The organism is Streptomyces sp. NPDC039424 (assembly GCF_055639495.1).
This window is the reverse complement of sequence record NZ_JBVKAI010000004.1, coordinates 527,833-552,220: the sequence shown is the minus strand read 5'-3', so window position 1 is coordinate 552,220 and position 24,388 is coordinate 527,833. Positions and strand designations below refer to the sequence as shown.

Genomic DNA, 24,388 nt, shown 5'->3' with positions numbered 1-24,388 from the left:
CTGCCCAGGCTGACTGTGCCTGCCCGGGGGCAACCCCCGGACCCCCGGCCAGGTCGCTCGGCAGCCGCATCCCAGCTCGCGTCAGCGCCCGTTGAAGGCGTCCTTCAACCGCGAGAAAAGCCCCTGCTGCCCAGGCTGGAACTGACCCTGCGGGCGTTCCTCTCCGCGCAGTTGGGCCAGTTCGCGCAGGAGGCGTTCCTGTTCGGGGTCGAGCTTGGTCGGGGTGGTGACCTCGACGTGGACGATGAGGTCGCCCCGGCCGCCGCCGCGCAGGTGGGTGACGCCCCGGCCGTGCAGCGGGATCGACTGGCCGGACTGGGTGCCTGGCCGGATGTCGACCTCCTCCATGCCGTCCAGCGTCTCCAGCGGCACCTTGGTGCCGAGGGCCGCCGCCGTCATCGGGATGGTGACCGTGCAGTGCAGGTCGTCGCCGCGCCGCTGGAAGGTGGAGTGGGGCAGCTCGTGGATCTCGACGTACAGGTCACCGGCCGGACCGCCGCCCGGGCCGACCTCGCCCTCGCCGGCGAGCTGGATGCGGGTGCCGTTGTCGACACCGGCCGGGATCTTCACGGTCAGGGTCCGCCGGGAGCGGACGCGGCCGTCGCCGGCGCACTCCGGGCACGGCGTCGGCACCACGGTGCCGAAGCCCTGGCACTGCGGGCACGGGCGCGAGGTCATGACCTGGCCCAGGAAGGACCGGGTGACCTGCGACACCTCACCGCGGCCACGGCACATGTCACACGTCTGGGCCGAGGTGCCCGGCGCCGCGCCCTCGCCGCTGCAGGTGTTGCAGACGACCGCCGTGTCGACCTGGATGTCCTTGGTCGTGCCGAAGGCCGCCTCGTCCAGCTCGACGTCGATGCGGATCATCGCGTCCTGGCCGCGCCGGGTGCGCGAGCGCGGGCCGCGCTGGGACGCCGTACCGAAGAAGGCGTCCATGATGTCGGAGAAGTTGCCGAAGCCACCGGCCCCGAAGCCGCCCGCACCGGCGCCGCCGGACTGCGAGAGCGGGTCGCCGCCGAGGTCGTAGACCTGCTTCTTCTGCGGGTCCGACAACACCTCGTAAGCGGCGTTGATCTCCTTGAACCGCTCCTGGGTCTTCGGATCCGGGTTGACGTCCGGGTGCAGCTCGCGCGCGAGCCGCCGGAAGGCCTTCTTGATCTCTTCCTGCGACGCGTCGCGGCGCACGCCGAGAACGGCGTAGTAGTCCGTGGCCACTTACGACTCCGCCAGGATCTGTCCGACGTACCGTGCCACCGCTCGTACCGCTCCCATCGTTCCCGGGTAATCCATGCGGGTCGGTCCGACCACGCCGAGCTTGGCGACTGCCTCGCCGCCCGAACCGTAACCGACCGACACCACGGACGTGGAGTTGAGTCCCTCATGGGCGTTCTCGTGCCCGATGCGCACCATCACGCCCGAATCCTTCGCCTCGCCCAGCAACTTGAGGAGCACGACCTGCTCCTCCAGCGCTTCGAGCACCGGCCGGATAGTGAGGGGAAAGTCATGTCCGAAGCGGGTGAGATTGGCGGTGCCGCCGATCATCAACCGCTCCTCGTTCTCCTCGACCAGTGTCTCCAGCAGGGTGGAGAGCACCGTCGAGACCGTACCGCGATCCTCCAGGTCGAAGCCCTCGGGGAGGTCCTCGACCAGCCGCGGCACATCCGCGAACCGGCGACCCGCGACCCGGCTGTTGAGCCGTGCGCGCAGGTCCGCCAAAGACGCCTCGCCGAACGGCGCCGGACAGTCGACCATCCGCTGCTCGACCCGGCCGGTGTCCGTGATCAGCACGAGCATCACGCGCGCGGGGGCGAGTGAGAGCAGCTCCACGTGCCGCACGGTCGAGCGGGTCAGCGAGGGGTACTGCACGACGGCGACCTGCCGGGTCAGCTGCGCGAGCAGCCGCACCGTACGGGCCACGACGTCGTCGAGGTCGACGGCGCCCTCGAGGAAGTTCTGGATCGCCCGCCGCTCGGGGGCGGTCATCGGCTTGACGCCCGCGAGCTTGTCGACGAAGAGCCGGTAGCCCTTGTCGGTGGGGATGCGCCCCGCGCTGGTGTGCGGCTGCGCGATGAACCCCTCGTCCTCCAGGGCCGCCATGTCGTTGCGGACGGTGGCCGGGGAGACGCCGAGGTTGTGCCGCTCGGTGAGCGCCTTGGAGCCGACCGGCTCCTCGGTGCCGACATAGTCCTGGACGATGGCGCGCAACACCTGAAGCCTGCGTTCACTCAGCATTCCGCGCACACCTCCAGATGTCGTCCCCGCGGCCCTGGTCCTGGCACTCTGAACGTCCGAGTGCCAGCATTCCCCGGCCCAGTGTACGGCCGTGGGGTACACCCCGGGCAAGGCCGGTCCGGTGCCGCCGTGCCCGGGACCAGTGTCCTCGCTAGCGTCGCGGTATGACGGTGACTTGGGAAGAGCTGGGATGGGAGCGGGTGGCCGCCGGGATCGGGCGGTGCCGGCTGCCGGGCTGGGACTGCACGGCGGGGCTGGTCCTCGGGGAGGGCACGGCACTGGTGGTGGACGCCGGGTCGAGCCTCGCCGAAGGCGCCCGGTTGCGTGCGCAGGCGCAGGAGCTGGCCGGCCGCCGTGTGACCCATCTCGCGCTCACCCACCCCCACTTCGACCACGTGTTCGGGGCGGCGGCCTTCGCGGGCGCGGAGCTGTTCGCCGCGGTGGGCATGGACACGGTGCTCGGGTACGAGCGCGAGGAGCTGCGCCTGGACGCCGTCCGCAACGGCCTGCCCGTGGCGGAGGCGGACGAGGCGGTGGACTCGCTGCCCGCACCCCGCCACCTGGTCTCCGGCGAGTGGACGCTGGACCTCGGCGGCGGCCGGCAGGCGCTGCTGGCCAACGTGGGCCCCGGGCACACGGGCCACGACCTCGCGATCCTGATCCCCGGCGACCCCGAGGTGGTCTTCTGCGGCGACCTGGTCGAGGAATCCGGCGAGCCCCAGGCCGGCCCCGACGCCGTACCGTCCCACTGGCCCGCCGCCCTCGACCGGCTCCTCGACCTCGGCGGCGAGGACGCGCTGTATGTGCCCGGTCACGGAGCGGTGGTCGGCGCGGCCTTCGTCCGGGCGCAACGCGACGCCCTGGCAGCCCGGTTCGGCGTGTCGTGAGCCCTCGGCGAGCGCTTCTCCTATCGTCGTCCGAATGCGCCAGTACTCCGCCGACCTGACCCCTCCGTGGAAGAAGCCCCAGCCCGTGCCGGAGGTCCCGGCGGAGCCCGGCCTGGTGGTCGAGGAGCCGGGCACCGGCTTCTGCGGCGCGGTGATCCGCTGCGAGGCGGGCACGGTGACCCTGGAGGACCGCTTCGGCAAGCACCGGGTCTTCCCGCTGGAGCCGCGCGGGTTCCTGCTGGAGGGCCGCGTCGTGACGCTCGTGAAGCCCTCTTCCGGTCCGGTGCGTCCCACCCGTACCGCCTCCGGTTCGGTCGCCGTACCCGGCGCACGCGCCCGCGTGGCCCGCGCCGGGCGCATCTACGTCGAGGGGCGGCACGACGCGGAACTGGTCGAGCGGGTCTGGGGCGACGACCTGCGCGTCGAGGGCGTGGTCGTGGAGTACCTGGAGGGCGTGGACGACCTGCCGGCCGTCGTGGCCGAGTTCGCGCCGGGGCCGGACGCCCGTCTGGGGGTGCTCGTGGACCACCTGGTGCCGGGCACGAAGGAGTGGCGCATCGCGGAGTCGGTGACCAGCGAGCACGCCCTGGTCGTCGGTCACCCGTACATCGACATCTGGGAGGCGGTGAAGCCGTCGTCCCTCGGGATCGAGGCCTGGCCCAGGATCCCGCGCGGCCAGGACTGGAAGACGGGGGTGTGCCGGGCGCTGGGGTGGCCGGAGAACACGGGGGCCGCCTGGCAGGGGATTCTGTCGCGGGTGCGGTCCTACAAGGACCTGGAGCCGGAGTTGCTGGGGCGGGTGGAGGAGCTGATCGACTTCGTCACGGCCGGCGGTGCGGCCTGACGTCCCTGATCAGTCCACCAGGTCCCGGACCACGGCATCCGCCAGCAGCCGCCCCCGCAGGGTGAGCACCGCCCGCCCCTCCTCGTACGGCCCCGGCTCCAGCAGCCCGTCCGACAGGGCCCGCCGGGACGCGGCCAGCCCCTCCTCCTTCAGCAGGGAAAGCGGCACGCCCTCCAGAAGCCGCAGCTCCAGCAGGATCCGCTCCACCCGCCGGTCCTCGTCCGAGAGCAGCTCCCGCCCGGCCCCCGGTGAGCGGCCGGAGGCGAGGGCCGCCGCGTACGCCCCCGGATGCTTCACGTTCCACCAGCGGACGCCCCCCACGTGGGAGTGCGCCCCCGGCCCCGCGCCCCACCAGTCGGCGCCCCGCCAGTACAGCTCGTTGTGCAGGCAGCGGCCGGATTCCGAGGTGGCCCAGTTGGAGACCTCGTACCAGTCGAAACCGGCCGCCGACAGCTTCTCCTCCGCGATCAGATAGCGGTCCGCGTGCACGTCGTCGTCGGTCATCGGGACCTCGCCCCGGCGGATGCGGCGCGCGAGCTGGGTGCCCTCCTCCACGATCAGGGCGTACGCCGAGACGTGGTCCGGCCCGGCGCCGAGGGCCGCGTCGAGCGAGGCCCGCCAGTCGTCGTCCGACTCGCCGGGGGTGCCGTAGATCAGGTCGAGGTTGACGTGCTCGAAGCCCGCCGCACGGGCCTCCGCCACGCAGGCCTCGGGGCGGCCGGGGGTGTGGGTGCGGTCCAGGACCTTCAGCACGTGCTGCCGCGCGCTCTGCATGCCGAAGGAGATCCGGTTGAAGCCGCCCTCCCGCAGCCGCGCGAGGTACGCCGGGTCCACCGACTCCGGGTTCGCCTCCGTGGTGATCTCCGCGTCCGCCGCCAGGCCGAACTCGTCACGGATCGCGGCCAGCATCCGTACGAGGTCCTCGGCGGCCAGCAGCGTCGGAGTGCCGCCCCCGACGAACACGGTGCGGACCTCGCGCGGGTCGTCGCCGAGCACCTTGCGGGCCAGGCGGATCTCGTCGGTCAGGGTGTCCGCGTAGTTCTCGCGGGAGGCGAGCACGCCGCCGGTGCCGCGCAGCTCGGTGGCGGTGTAGGTGTTGAAGTCGCAGTAGCCGCAGCGGGTCGCGCAGTACGGAACGTGCAGATAGAACCCGAGGGGTCGGTCGGCGGCCCCGGCGAGCGCGGACGCGGGCAGCGCGCCGTCGGCGGGGACGGGCTCGCCGTCGGGGAGTGCGGAAGGCATGTCCTCCATTGTCCAGCACCGGCAGGGTTGCTCCGCTACTCCGCCTGTAGCACCAGCAACGCCAGGTCGTCCTCCGGCAGCCCGCCGCCGAACTCGTGCACCAGCCGCCGGATCCGCTCCGCGATCAGCTCGGCGCTCAGCCCCACGCACCCGGAGAGGGCCCGCGCCAGCCCGTCGCCGTCGTCGAACTGGCGGGAGCCGGAGCGCCGCTCGGTCACTCCGTCGGTGACGCACAGCAGGGTGTCGCCGGGGCGCAGCTCGAAGGTCTCGCTGGTGTACGTCTCGTCCTCGATGACCCCGAGGAGTGTTTGCGGCTTCGCGACCGTACGGACCTCGCCGCCGGGCCCGAGGAGCAGCGGCAGGGGGTGTCCGGCGGAGGCGAGGGTGCAGCGGATGCCTCCCTCGAAGGGGGCCAGCTCGCCGTACAGCAGGGAGAGGAAGCGGGTCTGCGGGCCGTCGCCGGGGGCGACCGGGCGGCCTCCGGCGACCAGGGCGCGGGCGGCGGCGTCGGCGGCCTCGGTGGCGTCGTCGAGGAGGAGCTGGTTGAGGCGGTCCAGGACGTCGGCGACCCGGTAGCCCTCGCGGGCGAGGAGGCGCAGCCAGGGGCGGGCGAGGCCGATCACCACGGCGGCCTCGGGGCCCTTGCCCTGGACGTCGCCGACGGCGAAGCACCAGCGGCCGTCGCCGGCCGGGAAGAGGTCGTAGAAGTCGCCGCTGGGTCCGCCCTTGTCGCAGGGCTCGTAGACGAGCGCGCTGCTCACGCCGGGGATCTCGGCGACCGCGCCGGGCAGCAGCCCGCGCTGCAGGACGGCGCTGATGGTGGCCTGGCGGGCGTACTGGCGGGCGGCGCCGATGGCCAGCGCCACCCGGCGGCCGAGGTCCTCCACCAGGCCGGTGATCTCGTCGGGGAAGGGCAGCGGTCCGCACCGTCCGATGACCAGCGTGCCCAGCGGACGGCCGCCCGCGATCAGCCGGTACGCCAGCGCCGAGCCGTCCGTGCCGTGCGGGCCGAGCGCCTCCCCCGGCCAGGGGTAGGGCTCGGGACCCGACCGTAAGCCGTCCCGAGGGCGCGGCGGGTCCTTCTCCAGGGCCCGGCGCAGTTCCTCGATGCGGTTCTCGCTGGCGTGCCAGACCCGGGCCAGCCGGGGTCCGGACGCTCCGGTCCCGTCGGTCCAGCCCCCGCGGACGGTCGACTCGTCCTCCAGCCACACCGCGCACCAGTCGGCGAGCCGGGGCACGATCAGCTGCCCGGCGAGCGCGGCGACCAGGTTCTCGTCGAGCTGTCCGGCGAGCAGGTCGGAGGCCTCGGCGAGGAAGGAGAGCGCGCCGCGGCCGAGCCATTCCCGGTCGCGTTCGGCCCGGCGTGGCTCGGGGGCGAGCATTTCGGCGACCCGCAGTCCGCGTTCCTCGGCGTACGACTCGGGCTCCTCGGCGGCCGTACTGCCCTCGGCGGGCAGGCGGGCCCACACCGTCTTGGCGCCGGTGCGGTAGGTGACGCCCCAGGCCTCGGCGAGCGTGGCGACCAGGCGCAGGCCGCGGCCGTACTCCGGGGTCTCGTACGGCGTCTCGGCGCCGTCCTGGCGCAGGGCGCGGGAGGGGTGGTGGTCGCAGGCCTCGATGACGAGCGCGCCGGTGTCCTCCAGGCGGCAGGTGAGTTCGACGTCGGTGCCCGCGTGGACGACGGCGTTGGTGACGAGTTCGCTGGCGACCACCAAGGCGTCGTCGGCGAGCCGGTCGCAGGGCGCGAGGCCCAGGTCGGTCCACTCGGTGAGCGCTGCACGTATGAGTGCGCGGGCCGCTCCCGGCGCGAGGGGGCTTCCGGGAAGGGTCGCGTGCACCTCCATGCGCTCCTCGGCACCTCGATGCGCGGGCACGGCACAGGCACGGGAGACGGTCTCCCGTTGCGTCGGTATGGCGCCCATGGTCGGCTCCCCGAGCGGTGCGGACAGATTTCAGACGAATGCGTCCCGGTCGATGCGGACAGAGTGACAGACTGGCTGCGCCCATAAGCGCCGAGTTACCGAAGTGGGCCGCCATGAGTGAGAACAGTGCCACGCGTGTGCTCGAAGACGGACAGAAAACGGAACAAGTCCGTGCATCCGACCTGCGCCCGCTGCTCGCCGCGATGACCGCGGCCCGGGACGGAGACTTCACGAAGCTGCCGGAGACGGGGCACGGTGTCGCCGCCGAACTCACCGCGGTCTTCAACCAGATCATGGACCGGAGCGTGCACTTCAACTCGGAGATGCAGCGGGTGAAGCGGGAGCTGGTGCGGCACGGCCGGCTCGACGAGCGGGTCTCGGCGAGCCCGGGGCCGGGCGCCTGGGCGTCCCGGGTCAACGACGTGAACCAGGTCCTGGACGCCCTGGTGGCCCCGGCGGCCAACGCCACCCGCGTGCTGGACGCGGTGGCGGGCGGCGACCTGACCCAGCGGGTCGACCTGCACGACGGCAGCCGCCAGTTGCGCGGCGATCTGCGGCGGCTCGGCCGCGCGGTGAACACGATGGTCGATCAGCTGTCCCTGTTCACCGGCGAGGTGACCCGGGTGGCGCGCGAGGTCGGCACCGAGGGGCGGCTCGGCGGGCGGGCCAAGGTGCGCGGTCTTTCGGGCAGTTGGCGGGACGTGACCGAGGCGGTCAACACGATGGCGGCCCGGCTGACCGCGCAGGTCCGGGACATCGCCCTGGTGACCACGGCGGTGGCGCGCGGCGACCTGACCCGTACGGTGACGGTGGAGGCGACCGGCGAGCTGCTGGAGCTGAAGCTCACCGTGAACACGATGGTGGACCAGCTCTCCGCCTTCGCCGACGAGGTCACGAGGGTGGCCCGCGAGGTCGGCACCGAGGGTCGGCTGGGCGGGCGGGCGCAGGTGCGGGGCGTCTCCGGGGTCTGGAAGGACCTCACCGACAACGTCAACTTCATGGCCTCGAACCTGACCTCGCAGGTCCGCAACATCGCCCAGGTGACCACGGCCGTGGCCAACGGCGACCTGAGTCAGAAGATCACGGTCGACGCGCAGGGCGAGATCCTGGAGCTGAAGTCGACCATCAACACGATGGTGGACCAGCTCTCCGCCTTCGCCGACGAGGTCACCCGGGTCGCCCGCGAGGTCGGCACCGAGGGCAACCTCGGCGGACGGGCGCAGGTGCGGGGCGTCTCGGGCGTCTGGAAGGACCTGACGGAGAACGTCAACTTCATGGCGGACAACCTGACCTCGCAGGTCCGCAACATCGCACTGGTCTCGACCGCCGTCGCGCAGGGCGACCTCGGCAAGAAGATCACGGTGGAGGCGAAGGGCGAGATCCTGGAGCTGAAGTCCACGATCAACACGATGGTGGACCAGCTCTCCGCCTTCGCCGACGAGGTCACCCGGGTCGCCCGCGAGGTCGGCACCGAGGGCAACCTCGGCGGTCAGGCCCAGGTGCGGGGCGTCTCGGGCGTCTGGAAGGACCTCACCGACAACGTCAACTTCATGGCGCTGAACCTGACCTCGCAGGTCCGCAACATCGCCCAGGTGACCACGGCCGTGGCCAACGGCGACCTCTCCAAGAAGATCACCGTCGACGCGCGCGGCGAGATCCTGGAGCTGAAGGACACCGTCAACACGATGGTGGAGCAGTTGCGCGCCTTCGCCGACGAGGTGACCCGGGTGGCCCGCGAGGTCGGCACCGACGGCCGGCTGGGCGGCCGGGCCCAGGTGCTGGGCGTCCTGGGGGTCTGGCGGGACCTGACGGACAACGTCAACTACATGGCGGACAACCTCACTTCGCAGGTCCGCAACATCGCCCAGGTCACCACCGCCGTCGCCAACGGCGACCTCTCCAAGAAGATCGACGTGGACGCGCGCGGCGAGATCCTGGAGCTGAAGACCGCCATCAACACGATGGTCGACACGCTGTCCTCCTTCTCCTCCGAGGTCACGCGCGTGGCCCGCGAGGTGGGCAGCGAGGGCCAGCTCGGCGGCCAGGCGAGGGTCGAAGGCGTGTACGGCACCTGGAAGCGCCTGACGACGAACGTGAACGAGCTCGCCTCCAACCTGACCACCCAGGTGCGCGCCATCGCCGAGGTCGCCTCCGCGGTGGCCCAGGGCGACATGTCCCGCTCGATCACGGTGGAGACGCGGGGCGAGGTGGCGGAGCTGAAGGACAACATCAACCTGATGGTGGCCAACCTGCGCGAGACCACCCGGGCCAAGGACTGGCTGGAGTCCAACCTGGCCCGGCTGGCCGCGCTGATGCAGGGCCACCGGGACCTGATGGAGGTCGCCGACCTGATCCTGCGGGAGCTGACGCCGCTGGTGAACGCCCAGTACGGCGCGTTCTACCTGGCCGACCCGGACGAGGACGACACGTCCCTGCGTACGACCGTGCCCGCGAAGGGGCTGGCCTTCATCGCCGGTTACGGCGCGGCCCAGGGCGCCACCGTCGAGACCGGCGGCCTCCCGGTGCACGGGCTGGTCCGCCAGGCCGCCCGCGAGAAGAAGCGGATCCTGGTGGAGGAGGCCCCGCCGGACTACATCAAGATCAACAGCGGGCTGGGGGAAGCCGCCCCCACCACCATCGTCATCATCCCGATCCTCTTCGAGGACAAGCTGCTCGGCGTCATCGAACTGGCCTCCTTCTCCCGCTTCTCCGATGTGCACCTGGCGTTCTTCGACCAGTTCGTGAACACCATCGGCGTGGCCATCAACACGATCATCGCCAACTCCCGTACGGAGTCCCTGCTGGGCCAGTCCCAGCGCCTGGCCATGCAGCTCCAGGAGCGCTCGGACGAACTGCAGAAGCAGCAGGCGGAGTTGCAGCGCTCCAACGCGGAGCTGGAGGAGAAGGCCGCCCTGCTGGCCACGTCGTCGCAGTACAAGTCGGAGTTCCTTGCGAACATGTCGCACGAGCTGCGCACACCGCTGAACTCCCTGCTGATCCTGGCGCGCCTGCTGTCCGACAACCCGGACGGCCATCTCTCTGACCAGGAGGTGCAGTTCGCGACGACGATCCACCGCTCCGGCTCCGACCTGCTGCAACTGATCAACGACATCCTGGACCTGTCGAAGATCGAGGCGGGCCGCATGGACGTCCGTCCGAAGCGGCTGCCGCTGATCAAGCTGCTGGACTACGTCCACGCCACCTTCCGCCCGCTCACCCTGGACCGGGGGCTCGCGTTCGAGGTGGCGGTGGGCGAGGACGTACCGCGCGAGATGTACTCGGACGAGCAGCGTCTGCAGCAGATCCTGCGCAACCTGCTCTCCAACGCGATCAAGTTCACCGCGTCGGGCCGGGTCGAGCTGCGGGTGACCCGGGTGAAGGATCCCGAGCACCGCTATGTCCACGACAGCGACGAGGTGATCGCCTTCGCGGTCTCCGACACCGGTATCGGCATCGCCGCCGAGAAACTCCCGGTGATCTTCGAGGCGTTCCAGCAGGCCGACGGCACGACGAACCGCAAGTACGGCGGTACGGGCCTCGGCCTGTCCATCAGCCGGGAGATCGCGGGCCTGCTCGGCGGCCGGATCGTCGCGGAGAGCGAACCCGGCCAGGGCTCCACCTTCACGCTGTACGTACCCGTCGTCAGCCCCGGCCACATGGTGACCGGCCCGGCGGCGGACAGCCGGCTTCCGCAGCAGCCCTCGTCCGAGTCCTTCCCGCCCGCCCACGACACCGACGACTCCTGGCCGGTGCCCACCAAACTGGAGGCCTGGCAGACGGGCCGGGCGGGTCAGGTGCTGCCCGGCCGCCGGGTGCTGATCGTCGACGACGACATCCGCAACGTCTTCGCCCTCACCCATGTCCTGGGCCGGGTCGGCATGCCGGTGCTGTACGCGGAGAACGGCCGGGAGGGCATCGAGACACTGGAGCGCCACCCGGACGTCGAGCTGGTCCTGATGGACATCATGATGCCGGAGATGGACGGCTACGAGACGATCTCCGCCATCCGCCGCTCCCCGCGCTGGGCCGGGCTGCCCATCGTCGCCCTGACCGCCAAGGCCATGCCGGGCGACCGGGAGAAGTCCATCGCGCGCGGCGCCAACGACTACGTACCCAAGCCGGTGGACGTCGACCGGCTGCTCACGGTCGTCTGCGCCCTCCTGGACCCGGACGGCGCGGCACCGGCCGAGGAGCGGGGACGGGGTGAGGCGCCGTCACCATGAGTTCCGGGCCCCTCTCCGACACCGGCGCCGGCATCCTCCTGGTCGATGACATGGAGGACAACCTGACCGCGCTGGAGGCCGTACTGGCCTCCCTCAACGAGCCCATGGTGCGGGCGCGTTCGGGTGAGGAGGCGATGAAGGCACTGCTGCGCCGGCGCTTCGCCGTCGTCCTCCTCGACATCCGCATGCCCGGCATGGACGGTTTCGAGACCGCCGCCAACATCAAACGCCTCGACCAGACCAAGGACGTCCCGATCATCTTCCTGACCGGCGCCGACGAGGACTCGGGATACGCCTTCCGCGGCTATGCGACGGGCGCGGCGGACTATCTGACCAAGCCGTTCGATCCATGGGTGCTGCGGGCGAAGGTCAGTGTCTTCCTGGATCTGGACCGAAAGAACCGGCAGCTGCAGCGGCTGCTGGACCGCGAGCGGGAGCAGTTCGACGAACTGGCCTGCCATCTGGCGGCGATGGACGACCTCGTCAAGGAAGACGGGCCGGCGGACACCGACGCCCTGCGCCGTCGAATACGGCTGGTGGACGAGTTGCTGAGGGAGATGCGCCGGGGCTGGCGGTGAGACGGGCCGACGGGCGGGGCGGAACCCCTGAGGGCTCCGCCCGCGCCGACGGGTTCACGCCTCGCGCGTCCCCGCGTACATCTCGTCGATCAGGTGCTTGTACTCCCGCTCGACCACGGGCCGCTTCAGCTTCAGGCTGGGCGTGATCTCCCCGTGCTCGACGTCGAGGTCGCGCGGCAGGAGGCGGAACTTCTTGATGGTCTGCCAGCGCTGGAGGCCGGCGTTGAGTTCGGTGACGTACCCCTCGACCATCGCGACCGTCGCCGGGGCGGCGACCACCTCCGCGTACGGCTTGCCGCCCAGCCCGTTGTCCTTGGCCCACTCGAGGATCGACGGCTCGTCGAGGGCGATGAGGGCGGTGCAGAAGTTCCGGTCGGCGCCGTGCACGAGGATGTTGGACACGTACGGGCACACCGCCTTGAACTGGCCCTCGACCTCGGCGGGCGCGATGTACTTGCCGCCGGACGTTTTGATCAGGTCCTTCTTGCGGTCGGTGATGCGCAGATAGCCGTCGGGCGACAGCTCGCCGATGTCACCGGTGTGGAACCAGCCGTCGCTCTCCAGCACCTCGGCGGTCTTCTCGGGCAGCCCGTGGTAGCCCTCCATGATGCCCGGGCCGCGCAGCAGGATCTCCCCGTCGTCCGCGATGCGCACCTCCGTGCCGGGCAGCGGCTTGCCGACCGTGCCGGTGCGGTAGGCCTCGCCGGGGTTGACGAAGGAGGCGGCCGAGGACTCCGTGAGGCCGTAGCCCTCCAGGATGTGGATGCCGGCGCCGGCGAAGAAGTAGCCGATCTCGGGCGAGAGCGCGGCCGAGCCCGAGACGCACGCCCGCAGGTTGCCGCCGAACGCCTCGCGGATCTTGGCGAAGACGAGCGCGTCGGCCACCTTGTACTTGGCGCCGAGGCCGAAGGGCACGGAGTGGGTGCCGGTGCGGCGGAAGTTGTCCTGGGAGACCTTGGCGTACTCGCGGGCGACCTCGGCGGCCCACTGGAAGATCTTGTACTTGGCCGGACCGCCCGCGCGGGCCTTGGCGGCGACGCCGTTGTACACCTTCTCGAAGATGCGCGGGACGGCCGCCATGTACGTCGGCTGCACCACCGGCAGATTCTCGATGATCTTGTCGACCCGGCCGTCGACGGCGGTGACGTGCCCCACCTCGATCTGCCCGGAGGTGAGCACCTTGCCGAAGACGTGCGCGAGCGGCAGCCACAGGTACTGCACGTCATCCGCGCTGATCAGCCCGGTCGCGGCGGTCGCCTTCGCCATGTACGCCCAGTTGTCGTGCGGCAGCCGCACGCCCTTGGGGCGGCCGGTGGTGCCTGAGGTGTAGATCAGCGTCGCGAGCTGTTCCCTGGTGATCGCACCGACCCGCTCCTTGATCAGCTCGGGGTGCTTCTCCAGGTACGCGGCACCGCGCTGCTCCAGCTCGGCGAGGGTGAGCACCCATTCGCCGGTCTCGACGCCCGCCGGGTCGATGACGACCACGTGGTGCAGCTCGGGCAGCTCGGCGCGCTTCTCGACCGCCTTGGCCAGCTGGTCGGCGTTCTCCGCGATGAGCACCCGGCTGTCGGAGTCGGAGAGGATGAACGCCGACTCCTCGGCGTTGGTCTGCGGATAGACGGTGGTCGTGGCCGCACCGGCGCACAGGATGCCGAGGTCGGCGAGGATCCACTCGACCCGGGTCGAGGAGGCCAGGGCCACCCGGTCCTCGGACCGCACGCCCAGTTCGATGAGGCCGGCCGCGATCGCGTAGACCCGCTCGGCGGCCTGCGCCCAGCTCAGCGACTTCCATTCGTCGGGGCCCTGGCCGGAGGCCGGCGGTACGGGATAGCGGTATGCCTCGGCGTCCGGTGTGGCGTCCACGCGCTCCAGGAAGAGGGCCGCGACGGACGGCGGACGGTTCTCGATCAGGGTATGTGTGTCGCTCACGACATCCTCCGGGGCCCGCGACAGCGCGGCTGGCTCAGTGTGGCGGGGTGTGACTCACGGGCGGTGGTTCGGGCTGTTGTTTAACTCGCGAGTAACCATCGAGCAGGGACAGAGTAAAGGGCGACCGGCCGGTGCGTAAGGGGCGGCGGCCTGTCACTTTCCACAGAGAGCGACGCTACGCACGCGTAGGGGCCCGCCGCACTTTCGTACGCCGAGCCCCTGTTCTGCCCTTTTTACGGACGCCACCCTTCGTTACCGGTGGTTACTTCTTGCCCTTGGCCGACCCCGCGCTGTCATCGCTGGAGAGGACCGCGATGAACGCCTCCTGCGGAACCTCCACGGAACCCACCATCTTCATCCGCTTCTTGCCTTCCTTCTGCTTCTCCAGCAGCTTCCGCTTACGGGAGATGTCACCGCCGTAGCACTTGGCGAGGACGTCCTTGCGGATGGCGCGGATGGTCTCGCGGGCGATGACCCGGGACCCGATGGCCGCCTGCACCGGCACCTCGAAGGCCTGCCGCGGGATCAACTCCTTGAGCTTGGCCACGAGCCGCACACCATAGGCGTACGCCTGGTCGCGGTGGGTGATCGCGGAGAAGGCGTCCACCTTGTCGCCGTGCAGCAGGATGTCGACCTTGACGAGCTGGGAGGTCTGCTCACCGGTGGGCTCGTAGTCGAGCGAGGCGTAGCCGCGCGTCTTGGACTTCAGCTGGTCGAAGAAGTCGAAGACGATCTCGGCGAGCGGGAGCGTGTACCGGATCTCGACCCGGTCCTCGGACAGGTAGTCCATGCCGAGGAGGGTGCCGCGCCGGGTCTGGCACAGCTCCATGATCGACCCGATGAACTCGCTCGGCGCCAGGATGGTGGCCCGCACGACCGGCTCGTACACCTCGCTGATCTTCCCCTCGGGGAACTCGCTCGGGTTGGTGACGGTGTGCTCGCTGCCGTCCTCCATGACCACGCGGTAGACCACGTTCGGCGCGGTGGCGATGAGGTCGAGCCCGAACTCACGCTCCAGCCGCTCGCGGATCACGTCGAGGTGCAGCAGGCCCAGGAAGCCGACGCGGAAGCCGAAACCGAGGGCGGCGGAGGTCTCCGGCTCGTACACCAGCGCGGCGTCGTTGAGCTGGAGCTTGTCGAGGGCCTCGCGCAGCTCGGGGTAGTCGGAGCCGTCCAGCGGATACAGACCGGAGAAGACCATCGGCTTGGGGTCCTTGTAGCCGCCGAGCGCCTCCGTGGCGCCCTTGGCCTGGCTGGTGACGGTGTCACCGACCTTGGACTGGCGGACGTCCTTCACACCGGTGATCAGATAGCCCACCTCGCCGACGCCGAGGCCGTCCGCCGGGAGCATCTCGGGCGAGTTGGTCCCGATCTCCAGCAGCTCGTGCGTGGCACCGGTGGACATCATCCGGATGCGCTCGCGCTTGTTGAGCTGTCCGTCGATGACACGGACGTACGTCACGACACCCCGGTAGGAGTCGTAGACCGAGTCGAAGATCATGGCGCGCGCGGGGGCGTCCTTGACGCCGACCGGGGCGGGGAAGTCGGCGACGACCTTGTCGAGCAGCGCCTCCACGCCGAGGCCGGTCTTGGCGGAGACCTTCAGCACGTCGTCGGGGTCGCACCCGACGAGGTTGGCGAGCTCCTCGGCGAACTTCTCGGGCTGGGCGGCCGGCAGGTCGATCTTGTTGAGCACCGGGATGATGGTGAGGTCGTTCTCCATCGCCAGGTAGAGGTTGGCGAGGGTCTGCGCCTCGATGCCCTGGGCGGCGTCCACGAGGAGGACGGTCCCCTCGCAGGCGGCGAGCGACCGCGAGACCTCGTACGTGAAGTCGACGTGCCCCGGGGTGTCGATCATGTTGAGGATGTGCGTGTTGCCCGGATCGTGGGTGGGCGCCCAGGGCAGCCGCACGGCCTGGGACTTGATCGTGATACCGCGCTCGCGCTCGATGTCCATCCGGTCGAGGTACTGAGCACGCATCTGCCGCTGCTCGACCACACCGGTCAGCTGGAGCATCCGGTCGGCGAGCGTGGACTTGCCGTGGTCGATGTGCGCGATGATGCAGAAGTTGCGGATCAGAGCCGGGTCGGTACGGCTCGGCTCGGGCACATGGTTAGGGGTCGCGGGCACGCAGGGTCCTGTCTCTTGAGGCGCCTTATGCCTCGGGTCGGATCTATACGTAGCCTCCATGGTCCCACGGGTGGGGACCGGAGACCGGTTTGGGCCACTCGAAGGGCCACTGGTAGGCTGGGTGGCTGTGTCTCATGCCCTCTCTGCACGAGGCACGACCCAAGAAATCACCGGCACGGGACCCTCGCGGCCCCGTGCCAGAACCTGAAAAGGCTCATTCGTGGCGAACATCAAGTCCCAGATCAAGCGGATCAAGACCAACGAGAAGGCTCGGCTGCGCAACAAGGCCGTCAAGTCCTCCCTGAAGACCGCGATCCGCAAGGCCCGCGAGGCCGCTGCCGCGGGTGACGTCGAGAAGGCCACCGAGTACCAGCGCGCTGCCGCGCGTCAGCTCGACAAGGCCGTCTCGAAGGGCGTCATCCACAAGAACCAGGCCGCCAACAAGAAGTCGGCGCTGGCCGCCAAGGTCACGTCCCTCAAGGGCTGAACACCTTTCTGATCTGACCGCCGGAAGGACCCAGAGCGGGCCCTCTCTCATCCGCTCCCGACCGGCACCCCAGGATCCACGCGCGGCCTGCGTTCGCCACGCGGGCGTGGATCCGACAGCTTGAGCCGAAGGCCCCGGCCTCCGCCCTCCCCAGGGCGGGTGCCGGGGCCTTCGGCGCAACCGCCCCTTGTCACGGGGCCTGTCTCACGCCCGTCCCCGGGACCGCGCCGCCCGCGCGACCGTCACGACCGCCTTCTCCAGGGCGTATCCGGGATCGTCGCCGCCGCCCTTCACCCCCGCGTCCGCCTCGGCCACCGCCCGCAGGGCGACCGCCACCCCGTCCGGCGTCCATCCCCGCATCTGCTGCCGCACCCGGTCGATCTTCCAGGGCGGCATCCCCAGCTCCCGCGCGAGATCGGCGGGCCGGCCGCCCCGCGCCGACGACAGCTTGCCGATCGCCCGCACGCCCTGCGCCAGCGCGCTCGTGATCAGCACCGGCGCCACCCCGGTCGCCAGCGACCACCTGAGCGCCTCCAGGGCCTCCGCCGTCCGCCCCTCGACCGCCCGGTCCGCGACCGTGAAGCTGGAGGCCTCGGCCCGCCCGGTGTAGTACCGCCCGACGACGGCCTCGTCGATCGTCCCCTCCACGTCGGCGGCCAACTGTGCCACCGCCGACGCAAGCTCCCGCAGATCACTGCCGATCGCGTCCACCAGCGCCTGGCACGCCTCGGGGGTGGCCGAGCGCCCCAGCCCCCGGAACTCCCCTCGCACGAACGCCAGCCGGTCCGCCGGCTTGGTCATCTTCGGGCACGCCACCTCCCGCGCCCCCGCCTTGCGCGCGGCGTCGAGCAGCCCCTTGCCCTTCGCGCCGCCCGCGTGCAGCAGCACGAGGGTGATCTCCTCCGCGGGCGACCCGAGATAGGCCTTCACGTCCTTGACCGTGTCGGCCGACAGGTCCTGCGCATTGCGTACGACCACGACCTTGCGCTCCGCGAAGAGCGACGGGCTGGTCAGCTCGGCGAGCGTCCCGGGCTGCAACTGGTCCGGCGTGAGATCCCGCACGTCCGTGTCGGCGTCCGCCGCCCGGGCGGCGGCCACCACCTCCCGCACGGCGCGGTCGAGCAGGAGATCCTCCTGCCCCACGGCAAGCGTCAGCGGGGCAAGCGGCTCGTCATTCGCAGTCTTCCTGGCCATCGCGACAAGCATCCCACGCGCCACCGACAACGCACCGCGCCCAGGCCCGGCACCTGCTACGGCTCCTCCCGCCAGCCGTCCCACTCCCGTGCCAGCGCGTCCAGCTCCTGCGGGTCCAGTCGCTCCGTCTCGTCCCGCAGGACGACGAGCCACTGCGCGTCCTCGGCGTCGTCCTCACCGGCCAGCGCGTCCCGCACCAGCTGCGGCTCCTCCTGGATCCCGAACCGCTCCCCGAGCACCTCCGCCACCTCTTCGGCGGCATCGCGGTCGGGCAGCACCAGCACATGTCTCACATCGCTCACGGAGTCATTCTCCCGACCGCACGAGCGGCCCCGCGACGGTGGGTACGAAGGCCTGCTCGATCCCGAACCGCTCCCGGTACACCGCGAGAACCTCCTCGTCCGACTCCAGTTCCCGCACCTCCCGCGTCCCGTCGGCGGCCGTCACCGTCCACACGCGGCCGCTCAGGGTGATCCTGCCTCCGTCCTCCGTGACCCGCGAGCAGACCAGCGACCGCGTGAAGTGCGACTGGGGCGAGGTGCTGTGCCACCAGGCCCCGGCGGCGAAGTCGCCGAGCGCCCGGGGCCGTGTCTCCAGGCGGTACTGGGGCGTGCCGTCCCGGAACACGTCCAGGTCCACGCCCGCCTCCGCGATCCGGAACGTCCCGCCGGGGTCCGGCTGCTCGCCCCGCTCCCGCAGCGCCAGCGGATGGTGGCTGTGCGCCCCGAACCCGACGTCGGCGAGCCACTCACCGCCGTCCACCGTCCGCACCCGCAGCGCGAGATGGTCGTAGGGGATCCCCAGCCGCCCCTCGTCCCCGTACACCCGCCCGGCGAGCAGGGCCACATCGAAACCCAGCGCGCCGAGCAACGCCCCGAAGACGCCGTTCAGTTCGTAGCAGAACCCGCCCCTTCCCGCGCCCACCACCTTGTCCACGAGCCGTTTCTCCTCCAGCACGATCTCCTCTCCGAGGTGCACCGACAGATTCTCGAAGGGCACGGTCCGCAGATGGCTGAGATGCAGTACGCGCAATGCTTCGGCGGTGGGCCGCGCCGGGTGCGGGACCCCCAGGCGGCGGAGATAGGCGTCGACCTGTGCGGAGTTCATGCCCTTAGTCTCCCGCCACCCGCACCTCCCCGTCCGCCCCGCCCCTCCCCGCGACCGCGAGCGCCCCGTCCCGGTCCGTGCGCAGCACCACCGCCCCTTCGTCCCGCAGCGCCCGTACGGTGCCGGGCGCCGGATGGCCGTACGGGTTGCCGGCACCGCAGCTGATGAGCGCGACCCGGGGGGCGGCCAGGCGTATCAGGTCCGGGTCCTGGTAGGCCGAGCCGTGATGGGCGACCTTGAGCACGTCGACGCCGCCCAGACCGGCCGCCGCCGGGGTTCTCAACAGGGCCTGCTGCGCCGGGGGTTCGAGGTCGCCGAGCAGCAGCAACCGCAGCCCGGCCGAGCGGACGAGCAGCGCCACGCTGGCGTCGTTGGGTCCCTCCGGCTCCGCCGCCGGGTGCGGCGGGGGCCACAGCACCTGCCAGGACAGGGGTCCGGTCCGCCGCCGCTCCCCGGCGACCGCGTGTGTGAGGGGGATGTTCCGTCCGGCCGCCTCCTTTTGTACGAGCTCGGCCTGGTCGGCGGGCTCTTCGAAGCCCGTCGTCTCGATCTCGCCCACCGACCGCCCGCGCAGCACGCCGGGCAGTCCCGCGACATGGTCGGCGTGGAAGTGGGTCAGCACGACCAGCGGGATCCGGGTGATGCCGAGTTCCCGCAGGCAGTGGTCGACCAGCGCCGGATCGGGTCCGGCGTCCACCACCACCGCGGTGCCGTCGCCCGCCGCGAGCACCGTCGCGTCGCCCTGCCCCACGTCGCACATCGCCAGCCGCCAACCGGGCGGCGGCCAGCCGGTGATCACCCGGGTCAGCGGTGCCGGCCGCACCACGGCGAGCAGGAGCAGCATCCCGCAGACCCCGCACCACCACGGGTGCCGCAGCAGCCGCCGCCCGAGGAGGACGCCGGCCACCGTCACGGCGGCGAGCAGCAGCGCCCCGGTCCAGCTGCCCGGCCAGTCCACTCCCCCACCGGGCAGCGCGGCCCCGCCCCGGGCCACGCCCGCGATCCATTCGGCCGGCCGGCCCGCGAGCCAGGCCAGGGCCTTCGCCACGGGCATCGCCACCGGCGCGCTCGCCAGCGCCGCGAAGCCCAGGACCGTGGCCGGGGCGACCGCGGCCTCGGCGAGCAGATTGCACGGCACCGCAACCAGGCTCACCCGCGCCGACAGCACGGCGACGACCGGCGCGCACACCGCCTGCGCGGCCCCGGCGGCGGCCAGCGCCTCGGCGAGCCGCGCGGGAACCCGGCGCCGCCGCAGCGCCGCGCACCATCGGGGCGCGAGCGTGAGCAGGGCGCCGGTGGCCAGCACGGAGAGCAGGAAGCCGTAACTGCGGGCGAGCCACGGGTCGTACAGGACCAGCAGCAGGACGGCCGTCGCCAGCGCGGGAATCAGCGATCTGCGGCGTCCCGTCGCCAGGGCGAGCAGGGCGACGGCCCCGCAGGCCGCGGCCCGCAGCACGCTCGGGTCCGGTCGGCACACGACGACGAAGCCGAGCGTGAGCGCCGCCGCGAGCAGCGCGGTCGCCCGCAGGGAGAGGCCCAGGCGCGGCGCGAGCCCCCGGCGCTCGGCCCGCTGGGCCAGCCCGGGCGGCCCGATGAGCAGGGCGAGCAGGACGGTGAGGTTGCTGCCGGAGACGGCGAGCGTGTGCGCCAGGTCCGTCGCCTTGAAGGCCTCGTCCAGCTCGGGCGTGATCCGCGAGGTGTCCCCGACCACCAGCCCGGGCAGCAGCGCCCGCGCGTCCGCCGACAGCCCGTCGGTCGCCTCGCGCAACCCCGCCCGCAGCCGCCCCGCCAGCCGCTGCGGCCCGCTCGGCCTCCCCACGACCTCCGGCGCCCGCCGGTCCCGCCCCCGCAGCACGGCCGCGATCCGGTCATCGCCCGCCGCCCCGGGCGCCAGCCGCCCGCTCACCCTGAGCCGTGTCGAGGGCAGCAGACCGAGCCAGGCCGCCCGCGCGCCCCTCGCACTCTCCTCGGCGACGCCGCGCGGTCCCGGGGAGCCCGCGTCGACGATCACCAGCACCGGTGTCCGGGTCGCCACGACCGTCCCGTCGGCCACCTCGACGCGCCGCGCCTCCGCCCGGACCAGCACGGCGACCGGGGCCGCGTGATCGCCGGTGACCCGGGGTCTGCTCAGCCGGGGATCGGAACTGACCTCGACCTCGGCGGTCACGGTGGCGAACTCCCGGGCCAGCGCCGGCACCGGCCCGCGGCGCAGGTCCGCTCCGTGCAGCCCGGCGGAGGCGGCGGCAGCGGCGACGCAGAGGAGCACGGCGGCGACCGTGACGCGGGACCAGCCGATCGACGGGGGCGGGGGCTTTCGTCCACCTGGGCAGCGGCCGTGCCCGGGACGGCGACGGCCGCCCGGAGCGCTTCCGCCTGTACATCAAGAGCACCGCCGCGATCAGGCAGCCGGCCGCCGTGCAGAGGGTCCAGCCCAGCGGGGTGTCCAGCGTGAGCGCCGCCGTCGCCCAGGCGGCGAGCGCGGGCGGCACCAGGCGCAGGTCCGCCGGTCCCTCCTGCCGAGGGTGCGCGGCGCCCAGCCGGTTCCCGGAGGCGGCGTGCACCGCCCGGCGGGGGGACGGGCGGCCGGGTCGGCCGTCGCGGGACAGCGGATCCCCGGACGGGGGGCCGTCGGACAGGGGGGCACCGGACGGGGGGCCGTCGGACAGGGGGGCGCCGGAAAGGAAGTCGCCGCGCGGTCGGCCAGGTGCCCGCCTCATGGCCGTACCAGGTTCCGCAGGTCGGCGAAACGGCGGTCGCCGATGCCGTTGACCTGGCGCAGTTCGTCGACCGAGCGGAAGCCGCCGTGCCGGGTGCGGTAGTCGATGATGTGCTGGGCCAGCACGGGGCCGACTCCGGGCAGGGTGTCGAACTGGTCCGCGGTGGCCGTGTTGAGGGAGACCGGTGCCGAGGGCCCCGGTCCCGGGGCTGGCAGCGGCCCGGGCGCCGGCGCGGGACCGCCCACGACGACCTGCTCGCCGTCCACCAGGAAGCGGGCCCGGTTGAGGCCCTCGGTGCTGGTGCCCGGACGCACCCCGCCGGCGGCGCGCAGCGCGTCGGCGACCCGTGAACCGGCCGGCAGGCGATGGATCCCGGGATCGCGGACCTTGCCGCTGACGTCCACCACGATCTCGGTCCCGGTACCGGACGCAGCCCCGGCAAAACCCCCGGGAGCATCCCGCCCGCCCCGCCCCGGCCCGCCGCTCTTCCCCGGTTCCCCCTCCTTCTCGTACGGCGTCTCGGCCCGCACCACCTGCGGCGCGCTCACCGACTGCGTGCGGCCCGCCCAGAAGTGCTGCACGGCGAACACCGCGGCGACGGCCAGCAGCACGGCGAGCGCGACCACGCCCCGCCGCTCCAGACCGCACCGCACCTGCAGCCACACCGGCATCCGCTCCCGCAACGCGAGTGCGGCCCGCTCCCGCCAGTCGGGCATGGCCGGTGCGTCGTCGGCACCGGCCTCCGCGTCGGCCGTGGGTGCGGCACCCTGCGCCGCGCTCATCGCGGGCGCCGTCCCCGTCCCGCTCGCCGTGCCCGCGCGCGGCTCTTTCGGTGGGGGCCCGTGCCCGGACTCCCGTCGCCGTACGGCGGCTTCGGCAGGTCCGGCAGGTCCGGCAGGTCCGGCAGGTCCGGCGAAGAGCAGTTCCGCGCGGCGGCGGAGTTCTTCCGCCGGTGCGGGGCGGTGCCGGGTGAGGCGTCGGGTGGGTGGACGGCGGTGCCGGGTGCGGCCGTCGGAGGCGGGGGTGCGGCCGGGGCCGCTGGTCGCGGTGGCCGTGCGTGAACGTGATCGAAGTGCCATGCGACGAGGATCGGACATCTCGTCACTTCGCGATGATCTTGCTCAATTCCCGTGGACGAGCGGCAGGTTGTGGAAAACTCCGCCACCCGCACGGGTGATGTGCGGCTGACCCGGCGTCACCTCGGCGAGATCACGGCCCCCAGCAGCCCGGGCCCCGTGTGCGCCCCGATCACCGCGCCGACCTCGCTCACATGCAGGTCGGCCAGGCCGGGCACCCGGGCGCGCAGCCGGTCCGCGAGGGCCGAGGCGCGGTCGGAGGCGGCGAGGTGGTGGACGGCGATGTCGACCTCGGCGCTGCCCGCCCGCTCGGCGGCGATCTCCTCCAGCCGGGCGATGGCCTTGGACGCCGTCCGCACCTTCTCCAGCAGTTCGATCCGGCCGCCGTCCAGCTGGAGCAGGGGCTTGACGGCCAGCGCGGAGCCCAACAGGGCCTGGGCGGCGCCGATACGGCCGCCACGGCGCAGATAGTCGAGCGTGTCGACGTAGAAGTAGGCGGAGGTGCCCGCGGCCCGCTTCTCCGCCGCGGTGACGGCCTCGTCCACCGTGCCGCCCGCCTCCGCGGCCTCCGCCGCGGTGAGGGCGCAGAAGCCGAGGGCCATCGCGACCATGCCGGTGTCCACCACCCGCACCGGCACCGGTGCCTCGCGCGCCGCGACGACGGCGGCGTCGTACGTGCCCGACAGTTCGGCGGAGAGGTGGAGGGAGACGATGCCGGCCACGCCGGACTCGGCGACCTTGCGATAGGTCTCGGCGAACACCTGCGGGCTGGGGCGCGAGGTGGTGACGGCGCGCCGCTTCTGCAGGGCCTGGGCCAGGGAGCGGGTGGAGATGTCGGTGCCCTCTTCGAGCGCCTGGTCGCCGAGGACCACGGTCAGCGGCACCGCGGTGATGCCGTGGCGCTCCATCGTCCGTGGCGGCAGGTAGGCCGTTGAATCGGTGACGATAGCGACATGGCGGGACATGACCTGGAGGTTACCTGGCGTAGCGCCCGTGCGGCAGACCGGCCCCGGTGACCTGGGCCGGTACCGGCCGGATCAAGTGGTGGTCTCGGGGCGGGCCTTCTTCTGCCAGGGGTATGTCTGGCGTCGGCCGGGCGGGTTGAGGGACGCGCGGGCCGGTTGTTCGGCGGTGTCGGGCCGCGGGGGCTCCGGCCAGGTCTGCTGTGCGGCGCGGCTGTCGTCGGCCGGGGTTTCGGGCCACGGCGGCGGGGCCGAGGGCTCCGTGCGCGTCCAGTGCCGCAGTGCGCCGGCCTCGACGTCGATCTGGGCGCTCAGGGTGTCCAGGTCGTCCTCGGCGAAGCGGCGGGCCCGGTCGCGGGCGGCCCAGCGCAGCGAGTCCGCGGACTCGGTGATGCGCTCGGTGCGGCGGCGCAGCTCGGGCACGCGCGCGGCGAGTGTCGCGCGGTCGGGCTCCGTTTCCAGGCGCCTGAGCTCGTCGTCCAGTTCGTGCCCGTGCGCGCTGAGCCGCTGGAAGAGGGCGAGGGACTCCCGGAGTGACTCGTCCTCGGCGACGCCCGCCTGCAACGCGTCCTGGGTGGCGCGCATCGAGGTGCGCAGGGTGAGCCGGAGCTGCGCCACCTCGCCGGCGGGTCCGGGACGGCCGAAGGACTTGGCGCGCAGCGTGTGGTCCTCCACCGTGCGGCGGGCCTGGTCGATCGTGCGGTCGACACCGCGCTTGGCGGCACCGATCACCCTGACGGTGGCGTAGGCGCCGAGAACGACGAACAGCAGGAAGAGCACGGCGAACACTGCGATCACTGCTTCCACGGCGCTCCTCCTCGGCTTCGGGCGGTGCGGGCCGCTCCGCTCTCAAC

At 72.2% G+C, this 24,388-nt stretch carries 17 protein-coding genes and 1 pseudogene; 5 read left to right on the top strand and 13 right to left on the bottom strand.

The features are described from left to right. Positions 1 to 81: 81 nt before the first annotated feature. A complete protein-coding gene (dnaJ, locus tag ACZ7L0_RS13740; protein ID WP_471242637.1) occupies positions 82 to 1,218 on the bottom strand; it encodes a molecular chaperone DnaJ in 1,137 nt (378 codons plus the stop codon). Beyond that, the gene (gene hrcA, locus ACZ7L0_RS13735; RefSeq protein WP_471242636.1) at positions 1,219 to 2,235 is read right to left on the bottom strand and encodes a heat-inducible transcriptional repressor HrcA; all 1,017 of its coding nucleotides are present in this window, start codon (positions 2,233 to 2,235) and stop codon (positions 1,219 to 1,221) included. Positions 2,236 to 2,399: 164 nt separating this feature from the next. Between hrcA and ACZ7L0_RS13730 the strand changes: the two genes are divergently transcribed. Together ACZ7L0_RS13730 and ACZ7L0_RS13725 are read left to right on the top strand one after the other, a co-directional pair. After that, positions 2,400 to 3,122, top strand: coding sequence for an MBL fold metallo-hydrolase (locus ACZ7L0_RS13730; RefSeq protein ID WP_471242635.1), 723 nt, complete (start codon positions 2,400 to 2,402; stop codon positions 3,120 to 3,122). 34 nt (positions 3,123 to 3,156) lie between these two features. Continuing rightward, positions 3,157 to 3,966, top strand: a complete 810-nt coding sequence (locus tag ACZ7L0_RS13725; protein WP_471242634.1) for a DUF3097 domain-containing protein — start codon at positions 3,157 to 3,159, stop codon at positions 3,964 to 3,966. Between the two features lie 9 nt (positions 3,967 to 3,975). On the opposite strand, the gene hemW is transcribed toward ACZ7L0_RS13725, so the two are convergent. After that, positions 3,976 to 5,208 carry a radical SAM family heme chaperone HemW gene (gene hemW / locus ACZ7L0_RS13720; protein WP_471242633.1) on the bottom strand — a complete coding sequence of 411 codons (1,233 nt, stop codon included), beginning with the start codon at positions 5,206 to 5,208 and terminating at the stop codon, positions 3,976 to 3,978. A 35-nt stretch (positions 5,209 to 5,243) separates the two neighbouring features. Next, a complete protein-coding gene (locus tag ACZ7L0_RS13715; protein WP_471242632.1) occupies positions 5,244 to 7,130 on the bottom strand; it encodes a SpoIIE family protein phosphatase in 1,887 nt (628 codons plus the stop codon). Positions 7,131 to 7,243: 113 nt separating this feature from the next. Here ACZ7L0_RS13715 and ACZ7L0_RS13710 point away from each other — a divergent pair, with 113 nt between their 5' ends. Then, on the top strand, positions 7,244 to 11,353 hold the full coding sequence (locus ACZ7L0_RS13710; protein ID WP_471242631.1) for a HAMP domain-containing protein: 4,110 nt from the start codon (positions 7,244 to 7,246) through the stop codon (positions 11,351 to 11,353). Then, a complete protein-coding gene (locus tag ACZ7L0_RS13705) occupies positions 11,350 to 11,931 on the top strand; it encodes a response regulator (protein WP_471242630.1) in 582 nt (193 codons plus the stop codon). The genes ACZ7L0_RS13710 and ACZ7L0_RS13705 overlap by 4 nt, the downstream gene beginning before the upstream one ends. 54 nt (positions 11,932 to 11,985) lie before the next feature. Here the strand turns inward: ACZ7L0_RS13705 and ACZ7L0_RS13700 are convergent, their stop codons facing one another. Both ACZ7L0_RS13700 and lepA read right to left on the bottom strand, forming a co-directional pair. Beyond that, positions 11,986 to 13,860 (bottom strand): AMP-dependent synthetase/ligase, encoded by a 1,875-nt coding sequence (locus ACZ7L0_RS13700; RefSeq protein WP_471242629.1) that lies wholly within the window; start codon positions 13,858 to 13,860, stop codon positions 11,986 to 11,988. Positions 13,861 to 14,122: 262 nt separating this feature from the next. After that, on the bottom strand, positions 14,123 to 15,991 hold the full coding sequence (gene lepA / locus ACZ7L0_RS13695; protein WP_471242628.1) for a translation elongation factor 4: 1,869 nt from the start codon (positions 15,989 to 15,991) through the stop codon (positions 14,123 to 14,125). A 220-nt stretch (positions 15,992 to 16,211) separates the two neighbouring features. Here lepA and rpsT point away from each other — a divergent pair, with 220 nt between their 5' ends. After that, positions 16,212 to 16,478 carry a 30S ribosomal protein S20 gene (rpsT, locus tag ACZ7L0_RS13690; RefSeq protein ID WP_196462792.1) on the top strand — a complete coding sequence of 89 codons (267 nt, stop codon included), beginning with the start codon at positions 16,212 to 16,214 and terminating at the stop codon, positions 16,476 to 16,478. Between the two features lie 204 nt (positions 16,479 to 16,682). Here the strand turns inward: rpsT and holA are convergent, their stop codons facing one another. The 7 genes and pseudogenes from holA to ACZ7L0_RS13655 form a co-directional block, all read right to left on the bottom strand. After that, the gene (gene holA / locus ACZ7L0_RS13685) at positions 16,683 to 17,672 is read right to left on the bottom strand and encodes a DNA polymerase III subunit delta (RefSeq protein WP_471242627.1); all 990 of its coding nucleotides are present in this window, start codon (positions 17,670 to 17,672) and stop codon (positions 16,683 to 16,685) included. Between the two features lie 56 nt (positions 17,673 to 17,728). Further along, a complete protein-coding gene (locus ACZ7L0_RS13680; RefSeq protein ID WP_471242626.1) occupies positions 17,729 to 17,974 on the bottom strand; it encodes a hypothetical protein in 246 nt (81 codons plus the stop codon). Positions 17,975 to 17,978: 4 nt separating this feature from the next. Further along, a complete protein-coding gene (locus ACZ7L0_RS13675) occupies positions 17,979 to 18,779 on the bottom strand; it encodes an arylamine N-acetyltransferase family protein (RefSeq protein ID WP_471242625.1) in 801 nt (266 codons plus the stop codon). Positions 18,780 to 18,783: 4 nt separating this feature from the next. Further along, positions 18,784 to 21,340: pseudogene (locus ACZ7L0_RS13670) on the bottom strand (ComEC/Rec2 family competence protein). Between the two features lie 152 nt (positions 21,341 to 21,492). Continuing rightward, the gene (locus ACZ7L0_RS13665; RefSeq protein ID WP_471242624.1) at positions 21,493 to 22,575 is read right to left on the bottom strand and encodes a ComEA family DNA-binding protein; all 1,083 of its coding nucleotides are present in this window, start codon (positions 22,573 to 22,575) and stop codon (positions 21,493 to 21,495) included. 116 nt (positions 22,576 to 22,691) lie between these two features. Next, complete coding sequence (locus ACZ7L0_RS13660; RefSeq protein ID WP_471242623.1) at positions 22,692 to 23,537, bottom strand: DegV family protein; 846 nt, start codon at positions 23,535 to 23,537, stop codon at positions 22,692 to 22,694. 72 nt (positions 23,538 to 23,609) lie between these two features. Beyond that, positions 23,610 to 24,341 (bottom strand): hypothetical protein, encoded by a 732-nt coding sequence (locus tag ACZ7L0_RS13655; protein ID WP_471242622.1) that lies wholly within the window; start codon positions 24,339 to 24,341, stop codon positions 23,610 to 23,612. Positions 24,342 to 24,388: the final 47 nt, after the last annotated feature.

Excerpts from the sequence above, each read along its gene's own strand:
- hrcA (WP_471242636.1), bottom strand. The coding sequence starts at position 2,235 with ATGCTGAGTGAACGCAGGCTTCAGGTGTTGCGCGCCATCGTCCAGGAC.
- ACZ7L0_RS13730 (WP_471242635.1), top strand. The coding sequence starts at position 2,400 with ATGACGGTGACTTGGGAAGAGCTGGGATGGGAGCGGGTGGCCGCCGGG.
- ACZ7L0_RS13725 (WP_471242634.1), top strand. The coding sequence starts at position 3,157 with ATGCGCCAGTACTCCGCCGACCTGACCCCTCCGTGGAAGAAGCCCCAG.
- hemW (WP_471242633.1), bottom strand. The coding sequence starts at position 5,208 with ATGCCTTCCGCACTCCCCGACGGCGAGCCCGTCCCCGCCGACGGCGCG.
- ACZ7L0_RS13715 (WP_471242632.1), bottom strand. The coding sequence starts at position 7,130 with ATGGGCGCCATACCGACGCAACGGGAGACCGTCTCCCGTGCCTGTGCC.
- ACZ7L0_RS13710 (WP_471242631.1), top strand. The coding sequence starts at position 7,244 with ATGAGTGAGAACAGTGCCACGCGTGTGCTCGAAGACGGACAGAAAACG.
- ACZ7L0_RS13705 (WP_471242630.1), top strand. The coding sequence starts at position 11,350 with ATGAGTTCCGGGCCCCTCTCCGACACCGGCGCCGGCATCCTCCTGGTC.
- holA (WP_471242627.1), bottom strand. The coding sequence starts at position 17,672 with ATGGCCAGGAAGACTGCGAATGACGAGCCGCTTGCCCCGCTGACGCTT.
- ACZ7L0_RS13675 (WP_471242625.1), bottom strand. The coding sequence starts at position 18,779 with ATGAACTCCGCACAGGTCGACGCCTATCTCCGCCGCCTGGGGGTCCCG.
- ACZ7L0_RS13665 (WP_471242624.1), bottom strand. The coding sequence starts at position 22,575 with ATGGCACTTCGATCACGTTCACGCACGGCCACCGCGACCAGCGGCCCC.
- ACZ7L0_RS13660 (WP_471242623.1), bottom strand. The coding sequence starts at position 23,537 with ATGTCCCGCCATGTCGCTATCGTCACCGATTCAACGGCCTACCTGCCG.